Origin of the sequence: Solimonas variicoloris DSM 15731 (assembly GCF_000382285.1) — a bacterium.
GTDB lineage: Bacteria > Pseudomonadota > Gammaproteobacteria > Nevskiales > Nevskiaceae > Solimonas > Solimonas variicoloris.
In genome coordinates this window covers 226,039-242,018 of record NZ_KB907925.1, presented here as the reverse complement: position 1 = coordinate 242,018, position 15,980 = coordinate 226,039, and the positions used below count along the sequence as shown (strand labels likewise).

Sequence of the window (15,980 nt, the reverse complement as noted above, 5' to 3'; positions counted from 1 at the left end):
CTTCCACCTTGGTTTTTCGATGAAAACGCATTTGCAGGACCTGCTCGCCCGCGCCCTCGACCCGCTGCTCGCCGGGACCGAGATCGCGCGACCGGCGATCCAGCTCGATGCGACCAAGGATCCGAAGTTCGGCGACTTCCAGACCAACCTCGCGCTGCAGCTCGCCAAGCCGCTCGGCAAGCCGCCGCGCGCGGTCGCCGAAGCGCTGGTCGCGGCGCTGCCGGCGGCCGGCATCATCGCCAAGGTCGAGATCGCCGGACCCGGCTTCATCAATTTCTTCCTGAACCGCGCGGCGTTCCAGAACGTGGTCGTCGACGTGCTCGCGCAGGGCGCGGCGTACGGCCGCGACGATTCCGGCAGCCGTGGCCGCATCATGGTCGAGTTCGTCTCGGCCAACCCGACCGGGCCGATGCACGTCGGCCACGGCCGCGGCGCCGCGTACGGTGATTCGGTTTCCAAGCTGCTCGCCGCGACCGGCTGGACGGTGTGGCGCGAGTACTACATCAATGACGCCGGCCGTCAGGTCGACGTGCTCGCGGTCAGCGTCTGGCTGCGCTATCTGCAGGCCTGCGGCGAGACCATCGAGGTGCCGCGCCGCGGCTATCCCGGCGACTACATCCGGACGACCGCCGCCGCCGTGCTCGCCGCGCACGGCCGCGCGTTCGCGCACCCGGCCGCCGCGGTGCTGGCCGGCCTGCCGGCCGACGCCGTCGCGCCGGAAGGCGCCGACGACGCGCAGAAGGAAGCCGTCAAGGCGCAGCAGGAACGCTATCTCGATGCCCTGATCGAGCGCGCCAAGGCGCTGCTCGGCGACGGCTATCGCACGATCCAGCGGGCCGCGCTCGACGACCAGCTCGGCGTCATCAGGAAGACGCTCGCTGACTTCAATGTCGAGTTCGACCAGTGGTCGTCGGAAGCGGCGCTGGTGCAGTCGGGTTTCGTGCAGATCGCGCTCAAGCGCCTCGCCGACCAGGGCCTCACCTACGAAAAGGACGGCGCGCTGTGGATGCGCACCGAGGCCTTCGGCGACGAGAAGGACCGCGTGCTGGTCAAGGCCGACGGCGCCGCCACCTATTTCTGCAACGATCTCGCCTACCACGTCAACAAGCTCGATCGCGGCTGGCCGATGCTGATGGACGTCTGGGGCGCCGACCATCACGGCTATATCGCCCGCGTGCGCGCCGCGATCGAAGCGCTGACCGGCCGCAAGGACGCGCTCAACGTGCAGCTGATCCAGTTCGTCACGCTGTCCTCGGGCCGCATGGGCAAGCGCAGCGGCAATTTCGTCACGCTGCAGGATCTGATCGACGAGGCCGGCACCGACGCGACGCGCTTCTTCTACCTGACGCGTTCGCACGACCAGCATCTCGAATTCGACATCGACCTCGCGCGCTCGCAGTCGAACGACAATCCGGTCTACTACGTGCAGTATGCGCACGCGCGCATCTGCCGCGTGTTCGAGCAGCTCGCCGAGAAAGGCGGCACGTGGCAGGCCGAAGATGCCGCGGCGACGCTGCACCGCCTCGACACCGAACACGAGAAGGCGCTGCTGACGCTGCTGACGCGCTATCCGGAAATGCTGCGCAAGGCGGCGGCGGCGTACACGCCACACACCGTCGTCTTCTATCTGAAGGATCTCGCCGAGGCGCTGCACGGCTACTACAACGTGCACCGCTTCCTCGTCGACGACGACGCCGAGCTGCAGAATGCGCGCCTCGCGCTGGTCGCCGCCGTGCGCCAGGTGCTGAAGAACGGCCTGACGATCCTCGGCGTGTCCGCGCCCGAGAAGATGTAGCGACCCGTGGGCGCCGGCGGCGATACCGTGGCCGGCACCCGCGTGACACACTGAGTCCCGACCCCGACATTCGCCGGACCGAGCGCCCATGCCCCGCGACTACGCCCACCGCAGCAACGGCAGCCGCCGTCACACCCGCAGCAGCCCGCGCGGCGGCGGTGGCGGCCGCAGCGGCGGCGGCGTGCCCGGCTGGGTCTGGCTGATCGCCGGCCTGTCGGTCGGCCTCGCGGTCGCCGCCTTCGTCTACATCAAGCGGCCGGTCGACGGCACGCTGCTGCCGCAGGCCCATGCCCCGGCGGCCGGCGCGCAGGCCGAGGCCGGCGACAAGCCGGCGCCGCGCAAGAGCGGCGGCAAGTCCGAGGCCCTGCCGCTGCCGCCGAAGGAAAAGGACCGCTTCACCTTCTACGAGATCCTCAAGAACCAGGAAGTCGTGCTGCCGCGCGAGGCCGCCAAGTCGGCGCAGCCGCCGAGCACGCCGAAGCCGCAGACGCCGCCGAACGCCGACGGCTCGCCGCCGGCGCCGGCGGCGGCCGATGCCAACAGCGGCAGCTACATCATCCAGGTCGCCTCGTACCGCTCGCAGACCGAAGCCGAGAAGCAGAAGGCCAGCCTCGCGCTGCTCGGCATCGAATCGCGCATCGAGACGGTGACGATCGACGGCAAGGACACCTTCTACCGCGTGCGCATCGGCCCCGATCGCAACTGGCAGCACGTGCAGGCGACCATGACGCGGCTCGAATCGAACGGCATCCAGGCGCTGCTGGTGAAGCTGCAGTAGGCCCGCCGGCGCATGAAAAAGCCCCGCGCGGTGCGTGCCGCGCGGGGCTTTTTGTGGCGGGAACGACGCGTCAGCTCTTGCGCGACGGCAGCACCAGCAGGACGATGCCGAGCACCACCGCGCCGCCGCCGAGCCAGGCCGGAATCGCCACCGATTCCTTCTCCTTCACGGAAAAGTGCAGCGCGCCGAGATCGGCGTCGTGCGTTTCCTTGGTGTACGAGAACTGCTTGTAGCTCAGCGCCGCGGCGCCGGCGACGATCAGCACGATGCCGACGATCTTCAGGACTCCCATGTCCGCTCCTTGCATGCCCCGCGCCGCGTCGATGCGGCGATTCATTGTGTCGGGTCCGGCGCCGAACCGCACCTGAACGCCGCGCTCAGGCGGCCGGCCAGAGCGGCGGCGCGGCGGCCGGATCGAGCCGGTAGTAGCGGGCGAGCAGCGCGTACAGCTCGGCGTGATGGCGGCGCAGTTCGACCGGACGCTGGAAGAAGGCCTCGCTGACCACGCCGAAGAACTCGCCCGGACTCTCGGCGCCGTACGGATCGAGCACCGGCGGCCGCCGGTGCCGTTGCAGGCGCTCGTACTCGCGCTGCATCACCTGCGACCACTGCGTGTAGTCGGCCATCGGCGGCGCGCCCTCGCTCCACGGATTCTCGTCGTCGAGCTGGTGCGCGAACTCGTGGATCACGACGTTCACCGCATCGCCGGCGAGCGCCGCCTCGACGTCCTCCCACGACAGGATCACGCGATCGCCCTGCCAGGACTCGCCGATCTGTTCGACCGGCTCGTCGTCGACCAGACCGAGCTCGTCCGGTTCCTCGTGGCGGACGAGGAACGCAGCCGGATACAGCAGCACGCTGCGCACCGCGGGAAACAGCGTCGCGTCGTCGCGCAGCAGCAGCAGCGCCGCCAGGCCGGCGACGGTCAGGCGCATGTCGTCGTCGACCACCAGGCCGTTGCAGCCGATGAAGCGCTTGCGCGCGACGAAGGCTTCGACGCGCGCCTCGTAGCGCTCGCGCAGCGCCGCCGGCACCAGCGCCGCCTGCGGCACGCGCGCGTCGAGACGCGCGCGCCAGCCGTCCGGCAATCGCGGCGCGGACGCACGGGCGCGGCGCCGCCGGACGAACCAGGCGATCGGGATGGCCAGCAGGAGCAGTGACAGCGCGAGAAGCGGACTCACTGCGCAAGCTTAGCGTCCGGCCGCACGCGGCGCCGGCGCCATGCGCGGCGATGACGGCGCCTAGCGGGCCAGCCAGCCGCCGGGCCCGAAATACTTGGTCACACCGTCGAGCGCCGCGGCGTCGGGCGTCGCCTGCACGCGCGCGCCGCGATCGAGCAGCAGCAAACGGTCGCCCCTGGCGTCGTAGCGCGGCCAGTCCGCCGCGCAGCGCGGCGCGCCGTCGCGCGCGAACGCCGTCCAGCAGTCGGCGAGCGTCGCGGCGAGCGCGCGATCGTCGGCGTCGACCGTGGTGCCAAGCGCCTGCAGCGCGTCGAGCGTGTCGAACACGTAGGCGATCTCGGCGGCGTGGCCGGCGCCGGGCACCTGACCGCGACGGCCGGCGCTGACGTGCGCGAAGCGATACAGCCAGGTCGGCGCCTGCGCCGCATGGCGGGCGGCGAGCCAGCGCGCCGGCGCGGCGAAGACGATGTCGCGGAACAGCAGCGGCTGGCGTGCCGCGGCGTCGGCGGCCTGACCTTCGTACCAGCCGGAGACCGGCGGCAGACGCGCCAGCACGCCGTCCCAGAAACCCGGCTTGCGCAGCTTCAGCAGGCTGCCTTCCCAGTCGTTGCTGCCGATGATCAGCGGCACGCGCGCCTCGCGGCCGGCGGCGAACACCGCGGCCGGCGCCTCGGACACGCTGTCGCCGTCGACGAACGGCCCGAAGCCGAGCGAGCGCTCGGCGCGCTGCGCCTCGAGCAGCTTCTCCGGTGCCAGCGCGCGCAGCGCCGCGGCATCGGCCTTGCCGTCGACGCCGGCCGCGGCGAGCGCGGCGACGATCTGGCGCTGCATCCGCTCGCGCGGCAGCGGCTTGCCCCAGCCGCCGCCGGACTCGACGATCGCGCGCTGGAACAGGCCTTCGCCGGCGCGGCTCGTCATCAGGTACAGCACGTCGGCGCCGCCGGCGCTTTCGCCGAACACGGTGATGCGCTGCGGATCGCCGCCGAAGGCGGCGATGTGGCGCTGCACCCAGCGCAGCGCGGCGATCTGATCGAGCAGGCCGAAATTGCCGGCCTTGCCCTCGGCGGCCAGCGCCGGGTGCGCGAAATTGCCGAGATAGCCGAGCCGGTAGTTCAGCGTCACCACGACGACGCCGCGCTGCGCGAGGCGGCGACCGTCGTAGCTCGGGATCGAGGCGCTGCCGATGCGGTGCGCGCCGCCGTGCAGCCAGACCATCACCGGCAGCGGCGCGGTGCGCGCGGCCGGCGTCCACACGTTGAGATAGAGACAGTCTTCGCGGCGCAGCTTCGGCGTCAGGCCGTAGAGGCGATCCTCGCCCTGCGGGCAGGCGGGACCGAACTGCGTGGCGTCGCGTTCGCCGCTCCACGGCGCCGGCGCCTGCGGCGGCCGCCAGCGCAGGGCGCCGACCGGCGGCGCCGCGTACGGAATGCCGAGGAAGGCCTGCACGCCGTCGGCGCTGGCGCCGCGCAGCGCACCGTCCGCGAGCGTCGCGCGCGGCGCTTCGTCGGCGTGGGCGGCGGCAGCGCCCGCGAGCAGCGCGGCGGCGGCAAGCCTTCTCAGTGTGCCAGCGTAGACCATGCGAACTCCCGGTCGACAACGGTCGCGGCAGCGCGGCGCCGCGTGCGGATCGCCTAGTCGCCGACGCGACGAGGCGTGAAGTCAGAAGAAGCGCTTGCGCACTTCCAGGCCGTAGCTGCGCGGCTGGCCGATGTAGCCGTTGTAGCTGCCGCTCTGCGCCGGGCTGTCGAAGATGATCAGCTTGTAGTGCTTGTCGGTGAGGTTGGCGCCCCACAGCGAGACCTCGAACTCGGCCGGCAGATGCAGGCCGAGCCGCGCGTTGAGCAGCGTATAGCCGCCCTGGCGCTTGTGCTCGTCGAGATTGACGCCGGTGTTGACCTCGCTCTGGTAGCGGGCGACGACGTTGCCGAAAGCGCTCGCGTTCCAGACCGGCAGCGCGCGCTCGTAGCTGCCGCCGAACTGCCCGCTCCAGCGCGGCGCGTTGGTCATCCGCTTGCCGTCGTTCGGGCCGGCGCTGAACTCGGCGTCGGCCCAGGTCGCGGCGGCGCGCAGGCTCAGGCCGGCGAGCAGGTAGGCGGTCGACTCGAACTCGACGCCGCGCGAGCGCACCGGCGCGTTCTGCACCTGCCAGGTCTGGCCGTTGTAGCCGGCCAGCTGGAAGTCGTCGATGTCCATCCAGAACAGCGCCGTGCGCGTCTGCACGCGGCGGCCGAAGAACGGCGCCTTGATGCCGAGTTCGTAGGCATCGACGGTCTCGGGGCGGAAGGTCTGGTCGCCGTCGTTGGCGGTGGTCGGCGGATTGAGATTGATGCCGCCGGACTTGAAGCCGGACGCATAGCTGCCGTAGACGTAGAGCCCGTTCGCGAACCGGCGGCCGAGCGCGGCGTTGCCGGTGTAGCGGTTGTCGTCGTAGTGCGCGTCGTACGGATCGGCGCCGCACAGGAAGCGCACCGAAGCCGGCAGCGGCAGCAGCGGATTGCATGACGGGCTGTCGGAGACGGTGGTGCCGCCGCCGTGCTTCTGCTCGTGCAGCCAGCGCAGGCCGAGCGTCAGGTCGAAGCCGGCGCCGAGGTCGATGATGTTGTGCGTGAACAGCGACCAGCTCTGGCCATTCTGCTGCGCACGCGTGTCGGTCTGGCCGCTGCCGCTCGGATAGAGCGCCGCCGGCACCGCGCCACCGCTGATCAGGTTGACGTAGGCGCCGGCGTCGTCGCCGAGCAGCGTCGCCATCGTCAGGTTCAGGTCCTCGTCCGCGCCGTAGACGCCGAGCAGCCAGTCGAGGCGTCCGGCGACGCCGTGCAGCGAGAGCTCGCCGGTCTTGGTGCGAATCGTGCCGTTCTGGTACGGGATGTAGACGAGGTCGACGTCGCTGTAGTCGCCGTCTGAACGGTCGCGGCCGTCGCTGTCGCGATAGCTGGCGAGACCGCGCAGCTCGGCCCAGCCGAGATCCCAGTCGAGATGCAGCGAGGCGCCGGAATCATTGGCCTTGCTCGCCAGCGGGCGGTCGAAGGCGGCGCGATCCTCGGCCGGCGGATCGAACACCGTGCCGCCGAGCGCGGCCAGCGCCGGCGCCGTCGGTCCGTAGTGCGTGTACGGCGCCGCGCAGCAGCGCTCGTCCTTGGCGATGCGGTCGGCGATCAGGCGCAGCGACAGCGTCGGCAGCGGCCGGTACAGCAGCTGGCCGCGCAGCGTGTAGCGGTCGCGATCGTTGTAGTCGCGCCCGTCGGCGCTGTTGTGCAGGAAGCCGTCGCGCTGGTTGAGCTGCGCCGCGAAACGCACCGCCAGCACCTCGTCGACCAGCGGCAGGTTGAGCATGCCGCGCAGCAGCCAGGCGTTCTCGTTGCCGTAGCTGAGGCCGAGGCTGGCATCGCGGCGGAACACCGGCTGCGCGGTGACGATGCGGATCGCGCCGACCGAGGTGTTCTTGCCGAACAGCGTGCCCTGCGGGCCGCGCAGCACCTCGATGCGCTCGACGTCGACGAGGTCGGTCAGCGCCAGACCGGAGCGCGACAGGTAGACGTCGTCGACGAACACGCCGACCGAGCTTTCGAAGCCGACGTTGCCGCCCGAGGTGCCGATGCCGCGGATGCGGATCACCGAACCGGCGTTCTCGCTGCCGGAGACGGTGACGGCCAGCGACGGCACCTCCATCTGCAGGGCCTGGGTGTCGCGGATTGCCGACTGTTCGAGCGTCTCGCCGCCGAGTTCGCTGATCGCCAGCGGCACGCGGTCGAGACTCTGGCTGCGCCGCGTCGCGGTGACGACGACGGTTTCGATCGCCGCGTCGGCGGCGGGCGGCGGTGGCGGGCTTTCCTGCGCGGCGGCGGCGCTCGCCAGCAGGGCCGAAGGGCCGATCCACCACAGACGTCCGAGCATCCGGTGCATGTCCGTTCTCCCCCTCTTGCCAGCGCCTCGCGGCCCGGCGTGGACGGTCGTTTCCTTGCAGAAATCGCCGCTTTCTGCAGCGAGTGTAGTCGACAATTCCGGGCACGCAAGCCTGCCGCGGCAAGCGCCCGTTGCGGCCGGCCACCTGCAGCACGCGCCGCGCAGCGCCATCGCCTTTCTAGCACCGACTCCAGAATTGACGAAATATCATTGGCTTATTTGCTTATCACCGCAGCGGATCGTGGCCGGCGACCGACCCGGCGGCGGCAACCCCGCCGCCGGCGCCGGCTTGCCGCGGCCCGGCACGCCGGCGTAGATTCCGTCGGACCTGGCGTCCGGACGGCGTCCGATTGTCGACAATGTGTCGACCTCGGGCGGCACCGGCGCGGCGGCGGGAGCGACGATGAAGGCGGCATCGACAGCGACGGAAGCGGTGGAGATCGACAGCGACAACGGCGCCGGCGACGAGGCGCCGCTGATCCAGCAGACGGTGCGCCGCCTGCTGCGCGACATCCTCGCCGGCGTCTACAAGCCGGGCGAGCGCATTCGCGAGTTCGACGTCGCGCAGCGGCTCGGCATCAGCCGCGCGCCGGTGCGCGAGGCGCTGCGCGTGCTCGAACAGGACGGCCTGATCGAGCTGGCCCCGTGGCGCGGTGCGCGCGTCATCGATCCCTCGCCGGCCGAGATCGCCGATCTGTTCGACCTGCTCGGCGTCGCCTACGGCGCCGTCGCGCGCTTCGCCGTGCGCCACGCCAGCGACGCCGAGCTGCAGCGCTACGCCGACGCCGTCGACGAACTCGGCGCCCTGATCGCGCGCGGCGGCCGCAACGTCGAGCTGGTCGATGCCGCCTACCGCGCCGGCACCCAGCTCGGCGAGGTCTGCGGCAGCCGCCACGCGGCGACGGTGCAGCGCCGGCTCGGCCGCGTTGCCTACTGGCTGCACCGCTTCCTGCAGCCGGCGCCGAGCCGCTGGCGTCAGCAATCGGCGGCCCGCCATCGCAAGCTGGTCGCCGCGCTGCGCATGCGCTCGGAACCGCACGCCGAGAAGGCGGCGCGGCGCATCGTCGAGCACACGCGCAGCTTCGTGCTGCAGCGCGTGGCGGCGACCGGGGCGGCGCGATGAGCGCGCGCCACGTGCGCGCGCCGGCGACCGGCACGGTCTGGCAGCTCGCCGCCGAGCTCGACGCGCCGCTCGCCGCCGGCAGCGTGGTGCTGTACGTGGAATCGATGAAGATGGAAATCCCGGCGACGATGCCTCAGGCCGGCCGCGTGACGGCCTGGCTGGTGCGTGTCGGCGATGCCGTCGAGGAAGGCCAGCCGCTCGCCGAACTCGGCTGACGCGGACCGCGCGAACGGAGGGAAGCCGGCGCCATGGACGACGAAGCCTTGCAGGAACTGCATGAGCGCCGCGAGGCCGCTCTGCGCCTCGGCGGCGACGCCGCGGTCGCGGCCTGGCACGCGCAGGGACGGCTGACGGCGCGCGAACGTATCGACGCGTTCGCCGATCGCGATTCGTTCCAGGAGCTCGGCCGCATCGCCGGCGCCGGACGCTACGACGCGCAGGGCCGCTATCAGGGCTTCACGCCGTCGAACAGCGTCATGGGCCGCGCCGCCGTCGACGGCCGGCCGCTGATGGTCGTCGCCGACGACTTCACGATCCGCGGCGGCTCGTCCGAGGCGGCGGTCGCCGAGAAGTGGATCTATGCCGAGCGCATGGCGCTCGACTTCCGCATGCCGCTGGTGCGCTTCGTCGATTCGGCCGGCGGCAGCGTCAAGCTGCTCGCCAAGGCCGGCCGCACCAAGCTGCCCGGCTATCCGCTGTGGCCGAGCACGGCGCTGATGGGCGCGGTGCCGGTCGCCAGCGTCGCCTTCGGCGCCTGCGCCGGACTCGGCGCGATCCGCGCCGTCGCCGCGCATTTCTCGGTGATGGTGCGCGACCAGGCGCAGGTCTTCGCGGCCGGCCCGCCGGTCGTCAAGCAAGGCCTCGGCATCGACGTCGACAAGGAAGCGCTCGGCGGCACCGAGCTGTGCACGCGCCTCAGCGGCGCGATCCTCAACGCCGCCGCCGACGAGCGTGACGCGCTCGCCCAAGTGCGGCGCTTCCTGTCATACCTGCCAAGCCATGCCTGGGAAGCGCCGGCGCGCGCCAGCGTCGACGACGATCCGCAGCGCCGCGACGAGGCGCTCAATGGCGTGATTCCCGCCAACCGCCGCCGCATCTACGCGGCGCGGCCGATCGCCGAGTCGATCGCCGACCGCGGCTCGCTGTTCGAGCTGGCGCCGGACTTCGGCGCCTCGCTGCGCACCTTCTTGGCCCGCCTCGACGGCCACGCCGTCGGCCTGATGCTCAACGATCCGGCGGTGGCCGGCGGCGCGCTGACCCGCGCGGCGGCGCAGAAGATGGAGCGCTTCGTCGATCTCTGCGACAGCTTCCACCTGCCGGTCGTGCACCTCGTCGACCAGCCGGGCGTGATGATCGGCCCCGACGCCGAGCGCGCCGGCACGCTGCTCGCGGCGGCCCGCGCCGGCGCCGCGATCGAGCAGGCCAGCGTGCCCTGGGTCAGCGTCGTGCTGCGCCGCGCCTACGGCGTCGGCGGCTCGATGCTGGGGCCGTGGAGCGGCCCGACCGGCACCGCGCTGAACCACCGCTTCGCCTGGCCGAGCGCGCGCTGGGGCTCGATCCCGATCGAGGGCGGCGTCGCCGCCGCGCATCGCCGCGAGATCGAGGCGGCGGCCGATCCGCAGGCGCGGCGCCTCGAACTGGAGGCGTACTACGAGCAGCTCGGCTCGCCGTTCCGCAGCGCCGAGGCCTTCGGCGTGGTCGACATCATCGAGCCGGCGGAAACGCGCGCGCTGCTCTGCCGCTGGGTGCGCGACGCGGTGCGCCTGACGCAGCTGCAGCCGGCGCCGAAGCGGCGGACCCAGCGATGAGCGCCGCCACGCCGCCCGCATCCGGACCGCTCGCCGGCTATCGCGTGCTGGAACTGTGCAATACGATCGCCGGGCCGGCCTGCACGCGCCTGTTCGCCGACTTCGGCGCCGAGGTCATCAAGGTCGAGCCGCCGGAGGGCGATTCGGTGCGGCAGATCGGCCTGCCGGACGAAGGCATCGCGCTGTTCGCGGCGTCGATCCTGCGCAACAAGCGCGCGGTGACGATCGACCTCAAGACCGCGCGCGGCCGCGAGCTGGTGCTGCGCCTGGCGGCCGAGTGCGACCTCGTCGTCGAGAATTTCCGGCCGGGCACGCTCGAACGCCTCGGCCTCGGCTACGAGGCGCTGTCGGCGCAGAACCCGGGGCTGGTGCTGGTGCGCATCAGCGGCTACGGCCAGAGCGGGCCGCGCCGCGCGATGCCGGGCTACGGCGCGATCTGCGAAGCCTACGGCGGCGTGCGCCATCTGATCGGCGATCCGGAGCGGCCACCGCCGCGCGTCGCCGTGCCGGTCGTCGATTACCTGTCGGCGGCCTACGCCGCCTATGGCGCGGTGCTGGCGCTGCTCGAGCGGCAGCGCAGCGGCCGCGGCCAGGTCGTCGATTGCGCGCTGTACGAAGCGGCGTTCTCGATGCTCGAAGCCTCGGTGCCGGCCTACGACCGCTTCGGCTACGTACCGAACCGCGAAGGCTCGCGCCTGCCGTACATGGCGCCGAACAATCTCTATCCGACGCGCGACGGCGGCTACGTGCTGATCGCCGCCAACAACGACGCAACCTTCCGGCGGCTGATGCAGGCGATCGGCCGCGCCGCGCTGCTCGACGATCCCCGCTACGCGACGATCAACTCGCGCTGGGAGCACGTCGACGCGCTCGACGCCGAGATCGGCGCCTGGACCGCGGCGCGCGACGCCGCCGAGATCGGCGCGCAGCTCGACGCCGCCGGCGTGCCGTGCTCGCGCGTCTACACGCTCGCCGACGCGGCGCACGATCCGCACTACGCGGCGCGCGAGATGCTGCTGCGCGCGCCGCACTCGCATTTCGGCGAGCTGCTGCAGGTCGGCATCGTGCCGAAGCTGTCGGCAACGCCGGGCGCGGTGCGCTGGAGCGGCCCGGAGCTGTCGGCCGACACACGCGCCGTGCTCGCCGAACGGCTCGGCCTGTCCGACGCCGAACTCGACGCGCTCGAAGCCGAAGCGGTGATCCGCTCGCGCAGGGCCGCGCCATGAACACGGCGCCGACACCGCGCCGCGCCTGGTTGGTCGTCGCCCTGTTGATGGCGGCGCACGTGCTGTCGTACGTCGACCGCCAGATCCTCAATCTGCTGGTCGGGCCGATCCGCGCCGATCTCGGCATCAGCGACACCGAGATGAGCCTGCTGATGGGCTTCAGCTTCGCGCTGTTCTACACGGTCTGCGGCATCCCGCTGGCCTGGTGGGCGGACCGCGGCAGCCGCCGCGGCCTGATCGCCGCCGGCGCCTTCGCGTGGAGCCTGGCGACCGCCGCCTGCGGACTCGCGCAGCGCTACGCGCACCTGCTGGTCGCGCGCATCGGCGTCGGCATCGGCGAGGCCTCGCTGTCGCCGGCCGCGTACTCGCTGATCACCGACACCTTCCCGCGCGAGCGCCGCGCGACCGCGATCAGCCTGTTCGGCACCGGCGTCTACGTCGGCTCCGGCGTCGCCTTCCTGCTCGGCGGCGCGATCGTTCACTACGCCAGCACGCATCCGCTGCCGGCGCTGCCGCTGCTCGGCACGCTGCGGCCCTGGCAGTTCGTGTTCGTGCTGCTCGGCACGGTCGGCGCGGTGTTCAGCCTGGTGCTGCTGGCGATCCGCGAACCGCCGCGCCAGCACCGGCGCGAGCACGGCGGCGGCTGGACGCTGCTGCGCGCCGAGCTGCGCGCCAACGCGCGCACGCTGGCCTGCCACCACTTCGGCTTCGCGCTGATCGCGATCGGCGCCTACGGCAGCGCCGCGTGGATTCCGAGCTATCTGATCCGCCTGCACCAGTGGACGCCGGCGCAGGTCGGCATCTGGTACGGCGGCGCGGTCGCGGTGTTCGGCACGCTCGGTGTGCTGCTCGGCGGCGCGCTCGCCGACCGCTGGCTGCGGCGCGGCGTCGAGGACGCGACGCTGCGCGTCGGCATGCTCGCCGCGCTGCTGGCGATACCGTGTACGGCGCTGTTCCTGCTCGCCGACGCGCGTCCGGCGATCATCGCCGCGATGCTGCCGGCGGTGCTGTTCTTCAGCATGCCGTTCGGCGTCGCGCCGTCGGGGCTGCAGGACGCCGTCGCGCCGGCGGTGCGCGCGCGCGTCTCGGCGATCTACCTGTTCGTGCTCAACATGCTCGGCCTCGGCTTCGGCCCGACCGCGGTCGCGCTGGTCACCGACTACGGCTTCGGCAGCGATCTCGCGGTCGGCCGTTCGCTGCTGCTGGTCTGCACGCTGGCGCCGGCGCTGGCGGCCATCCTGCTGGGGCTCGGGCTGGCGCCGTACCGCGCCAGCGTCGCGCGGCAGCGCGCCGGCGCCTGAGCCGCCACGCTCACCAGAAGCCGCTCGGCCGGTCCGGATCGTCCTCGTCGTCGCGCTTCGTCGCCGCCGGCGGCGGCTTGCGCCGGTCGCGGTAGCGCGACACCGCGCGCAGCGTCGCGAACGGCCCGACGATCAGCGCGACGACCAGAACGACGACGCCGATGACGGTACCGGTCGCGCTCATCGCTCAGCCCGCCTGCAGGTTGGCGAAGCTGAGCATCAGCCACTTGGTGCCGGCGCTCTTGAAGCGGACTTCGATGCGCGTGCGCTCGCCGTCGCCGTCGAACGCCAGCACCGTGCCCTCGCCGAACTTGTCATGGCGCACCGTCTGGCCGAGGCGCAGGCCGGCCGGGCCTTCGCTCTTGCCGGCCATCGCCGGCGTGATCTGCGGCCGCCGCAGCGGCGCCTCGTCGCGCGCGCCGTAGCCGCCGCGCCGCTCGCGAACCTCGTCGCGACCCCAGCCGCCGCCGTAACCGGACTGCGAGCCGCCGCCGTGCTCGCGGCTGTAGGCGCCACGCACCGCGAACGCCGGGCGCGTGACCTGCGCGCGCGGCCGCGTCTCGACGATGCACTCCGGCGGAATCTCGCGCAGGAACATCGACGGCGCGTTGATCTGCTCGACGCCGTGCAGGCGCCGCGTCTCGGCGTAGCTCATGTAGAGCTGCTTGCGCGCGCGCGTGATGCCGACGTAGCAGAGGCGGCGCTCCTCCTCGAGATTGCCCTCGTCGGTCGAGCGCGCGTGCGGGAACAGACCGTTCTCCATGCCGACCATGAACACGATCGGGAATTCGAGGCCCTTGGCCGCGTGCAGCGTCATCAGCTGCACGCAGTCCTCGCCGGGACCGGCCTGCTGCTCGCCGGCCTCGAGCGCGGCGTGGGTGAGGAACTCGGTCAACGGATCGGCACGCGGCGGCTCGTTCTCGTCCGGCGGCGCCGCCTCGACGCGCGGCTCGAAGGCGCGCGTCGCGCTGATCAGCTCGTCGAGGTTCTCGAGGCGCGCTTCGGCCTGCTCGCCCTTTTCCTTGCGATAGTGTTCGCGCAGGCCGCTGCGCTCGATGACGCGCTCGGTCGCGCGCGACAGCGCCACGGCCCTGGTCTCGCTGGCCAGCGACTCGATCAGGCCCGTGAACTGCTGCAGCGCCGCCGCCGTGCGGCCGAGCGGCGCGGCGCCCTGCGTCGCCGCCGTCCACAGCGACACGTTGTTCTCGCGCGCGAGCTGGCGCAGCTTCTCGACGCTGGTCGCGCCGATGCCGCGCGGCGGCGTGTTGACGGCGCGCTCGAAGCTGACGTCGTCGTGGCGGTTGTGCAGCAGGCGCAGGTAGGCGAGGGCGTCCTTGATCTCCTGGCGCTCGAAGAAGCGCAGGCCGCCGTAGATGCGGTACGGCAGGCGCGCGCGGATCAGCGTTTCCTCGAGCACGCGCGACTGCGCGCCCATGCGATACAGCACGGCGATGTCGGACAGCGCGCAGCGGCCGTCGAGATGCTCCTTGATGCGGTTGACGACGAACTCGGCCTCGTCGTACTCGTTGAACGCGGCGTAGAGCTGGATCGGCTCGCCGTCGTTGCCTTCCGTCCACAGCTCTTTGCCGAGGCGGCCGGCGTTCTTGGCGATCAGGCCGTTGGCGGCGGCGAGAATGTTGCCGGTCGAGCGGTAATTCTGTTCGAGGCGGATCGTCTCGCAGCCGGGGAAGTCGCGCGCCAGCTTGAGCATGTTGTCGACGCGGGCGCCGCGCCAGGAATAGATGCTCTGGTCATCATCGCCGACCGCGAACAGCACGCCGGTCTTGCCGGCGATCGTGCGCAGCCAGTCGTACTGCAGCTTGTTGGTGTCCTGGAACTCGTCGACGAGGATGTGCCGGAAGCGGCGCCGGTAGTGCGCCTGGATCTCGGCGTGGTCGCGCGTCAGCTCGTAGGCGCGCAGCAGCAGCTCGGCGAAGTCGACGACGCCCTGGCGATCGCACTGCGCCTGGTAGGCGCTGTAGATGCGCACGAACTGGCGCTGCGTATAGTCGCCCTGATCCTCCATCTGCTGCGGCCGGCGCGCTTCTTCCTTCTGCGCGTTGATCCAGCCGGCGACGGTCTTGGCCGGCCACTGGTCCTCGGGCAGTTCGAGGTTCTTGACGATGCGCTTGACCAGCCGCACCTGATCGTCGGCGTCGAGGATCTGGAAGTTCTGTACCAGCCCGGCTTCCATGAAATGCGTGCGCAGCATGCGGTGCGCGATGCCGTGGAAGGTGCCGACCCACATCGCGCGAATCGGCACGTCGACCAGCTGCTCGATGCGCGCGCGCATCTCCGCCGCCGCCTTGTTGGTGAAGGTCACCGCCAGGATCGACATCGGCGACACGCCCTCGGCGGCGATCAGCCAGGCGACGCGGTGTGTCAGCACGCGCGTCTTGCCGGAGCCGGCACCGGCCAGCACCAGGCGGTGCTCGGGCGGCGCAGTGACGGCTTCGCGCTGCGCAGGATTCAGGGCCGAGACGAGGTGGGATAGATCAGCGCGGGCTTCGAACATCGGCGCATTTTACGCCGCGCGCCCGCGCGCCGCGGCCGGCTACACGCCGCCGTCACTTGTAGCGTGCGCTCGGCGCGAGCACGCCGTAGGCGCGGACGATCCAGCGATTGAAGCGCTGCCAGCCCGCGAGCCGCAGCGGCCGGGCCGGCGCCATGCCCGGGACATCGGCCGACGCCCGCGCCGCGTCGGCCGGCGCGTCGACGGATCGGGCGATCGTCGCGGCGGCCGGCGCGGGCAGGTCGACGAGGGCGTACAGGTCCTTGGCCATGGGCATTTCTCCGAAAGGCCGCCTACCATGCGAATCATGAATGCAGGATGCGGCCGGGGCGGCATTCTTCCCCCGGCTGCAT

Annotated in this window: 14 protein-coding genes; 7 read left to right on the top strand and 7 right to left on the bottom strand. The window is 71.9% G+C overall.

The genetic code is table 11. The features are described from left to right. Positions 1-19: 19 nt before the first annotated feature. Together argS and H149_RS0101200 are read left to right on the top strand one after the other, a co-directional pair. The gene (gene argS, locus H149_RS0101205; protein WP_020647897.1) at positions 20-1,795 is read left to right on the top strand and encodes an arginine--tRNA ligase; all 1,776 of its coding nucleotides are present in this window, start codon (positions 20-22) and stop codon (positions 1,793-1,795) included. An 88-nt stretch (positions 1,796-1,883) separates the two neighbouring features. Next, positions 1,884-2,573: an SPOR domain-containing protein gene (locus H149_RS0101200; protein ID WP_020647896.1), complete on the top strand. Its 690-nt coding sequence runs from the start codon at positions 1,884-1,886 to the stop codon at positions 2,571-2,573. A 70-nt stretch (positions 2,574-2,643) separates the two neighbouring features. On the opposite strand, the gene H149_RS0101195 is transcribed toward H149_RS0101200, so the two are convergent. The 4 genes from H149_RS0101195 to H149_RS0101180 all read right to left on the bottom strand — a co-directional run bounded on the left by H149_RS0101195 (position 2,644) and on the right by H149_RS0101180 (position 7,657). After that, a complete protein-coding gene (locus tag H149_RS0101195) occupies positions 2,644-2,865 on the bottom strand; it encodes a hypothetical protein (protein WP_020647895.1) in 222 nt (73 codons plus the stop codon). A gap of 85 nt (positions 2,866-2,950) precedes the next feature. Further along, positions 2,951-3,754, bottom strand: coding sequence for a M90 family metallopeptidase (locus tag H149_RS0101190; RefSeq protein WP_020647894.1), 804 nt, complete (start codon positions 3,752-3,754; stop codon positions 2,951-2,953). Positions 3,755-3,814: 60 nt separating this feature from the next. Continuing rightward, positions 3,815-5,332 (bottom strand): carboxylesterase/lipase family protein, encoded by a 1,518-nt coding sequence (locus H149_RS19280; protein ID WP_020647893.1) that lies wholly within the window; start codon positions 5,330-5,332, stop codon positions 3,815-3,817. Positions 5,333-5,413: 81 nt separating this feature from the next. After that, positions 5,414-7,657, bottom strand: a complete 2,244-nt coding sequence (locus H149_RS0101180; RefSeq protein ID WP_169518296.1) for a TonB-dependent receptor — start codon at positions 7,655-7,657, stop codon at positions 5,414-5,416. Between the two features lie 403 nt (positions 7,658-8,060). Here H149_RS0101180 and H149_RS21870 point away from each other — a divergent pair, with 403 nt between their 5' ends. From H149_RS21870 to H149_RS0101155, 5 genes are read left to right on the top strand one after another with little or no spacing between them, the layout of a single operon-like run. Next, positions 8,061-8,780, top strand: a complete 720-nt coding sequence (locus tag H149_RS21870; RefSeq protein ID WP_083930725.1) for a GntR family transcriptional regulator — start codon at positions 8,061-8,063, stop codon at positions 8,778-8,780. Continuing rightward, positions 8,777-8,995 (top strand): acyl-CoA carboxylase biotin carboxyl carrier protein subunit, encoded by a 219-nt coding sequence (locus H149_RS0101170; protein ID WP_020647890.1) that lies wholly within the window; start codon positions 8,777-8,779, stop codon positions 8,993-8,995. The genes H149_RS21870 and H149_RS0101170 overlap by 4 nt, the downstream gene beginning before the upstream one ends. Positions 8,996-9,028: 33 nt before the next feature. Next, entirely contained in the window at positions 9,029-10,588 is a 1,560-nt protein-coding gene (locus H149_RS0101165; protein WP_020647889.1) for an acyl-CoA carboxylase subunit beta, read from the top strand. Continuing rightward, positions 10,585-11,814: a CaiB/BaiF CoA transferase family protein gene (locus tag H149_RS0101160; RefSeq protein WP_020647888.1), complete on the top strand. Its 1,230-nt coding sequence runs from the start codon at positions 10,585-10,587 to the stop codon at positions 11,812-11,814. Before H149_RS0101165 ends, H149_RS0101160 begins: the two co-directional genes overlap by 4 nt. Continuing rightward, the gene (locus H149_RS0101155) at positions 11,811-13,115 is read left to right on the top strand and encodes a spinster family MFS transporter (RefSeq protein ID WP_020647887.1); all 1,305 of its coding nucleotides are present in this window, start codon (positions 11,811-11,813) and stop codon (positions 13,113-13,115) included. The genes H149_RS0101160 and H149_RS0101155 overlap by 4 nt, the downstream gene beginning before the upstream one ends. A 10-nt stretch (positions 13,116-13,125) precedes the next feature. Here the strand turns inward: H149_RS0101155 and H149_RS23010 are convergent, their stop codons facing one another. From H149_RS23010 to H149_RS0101140, 3 genes are read right to left on the bottom strand one after another with little or no spacing between them, the layout of a single operon-like run. Beyond that, positions 13,126-13,299, bottom strand: a complete 174-nt coding sequence (locus H149_RS23010) for a hypothetical protein (RefSeq protein WP_020647886.1) — start codon at positions 13,297-13,299, stop codon at positions 13,126-13,128. A gap of 3 nt (positions 13,300-13,302) precedes the next feature. Continuing rightward, entirely contained in the window at positions 13,303-15,630 is a 2,328-nt protein-coding gene (uvrD, locus tag H149_RS0101145) for a DNA helicase II (protein ID WP_020647885.1), read from the bottom strand. 52 nt (positions 15,631-15,682) lie between these two features. Continuing rightward, positions 15,683-15,898, bottom strand: a complete 216-nt coding sequence (locus tag H149_RS0101140) for a hypothetical protein (RefSeq protein WP_020647884.1) — start codon at positions 15,896-15,898, stop codon at positions 15,683-15,685. Between the last annotated feature and the right edge of the window lie 82 nt (positions 15,899-15,980).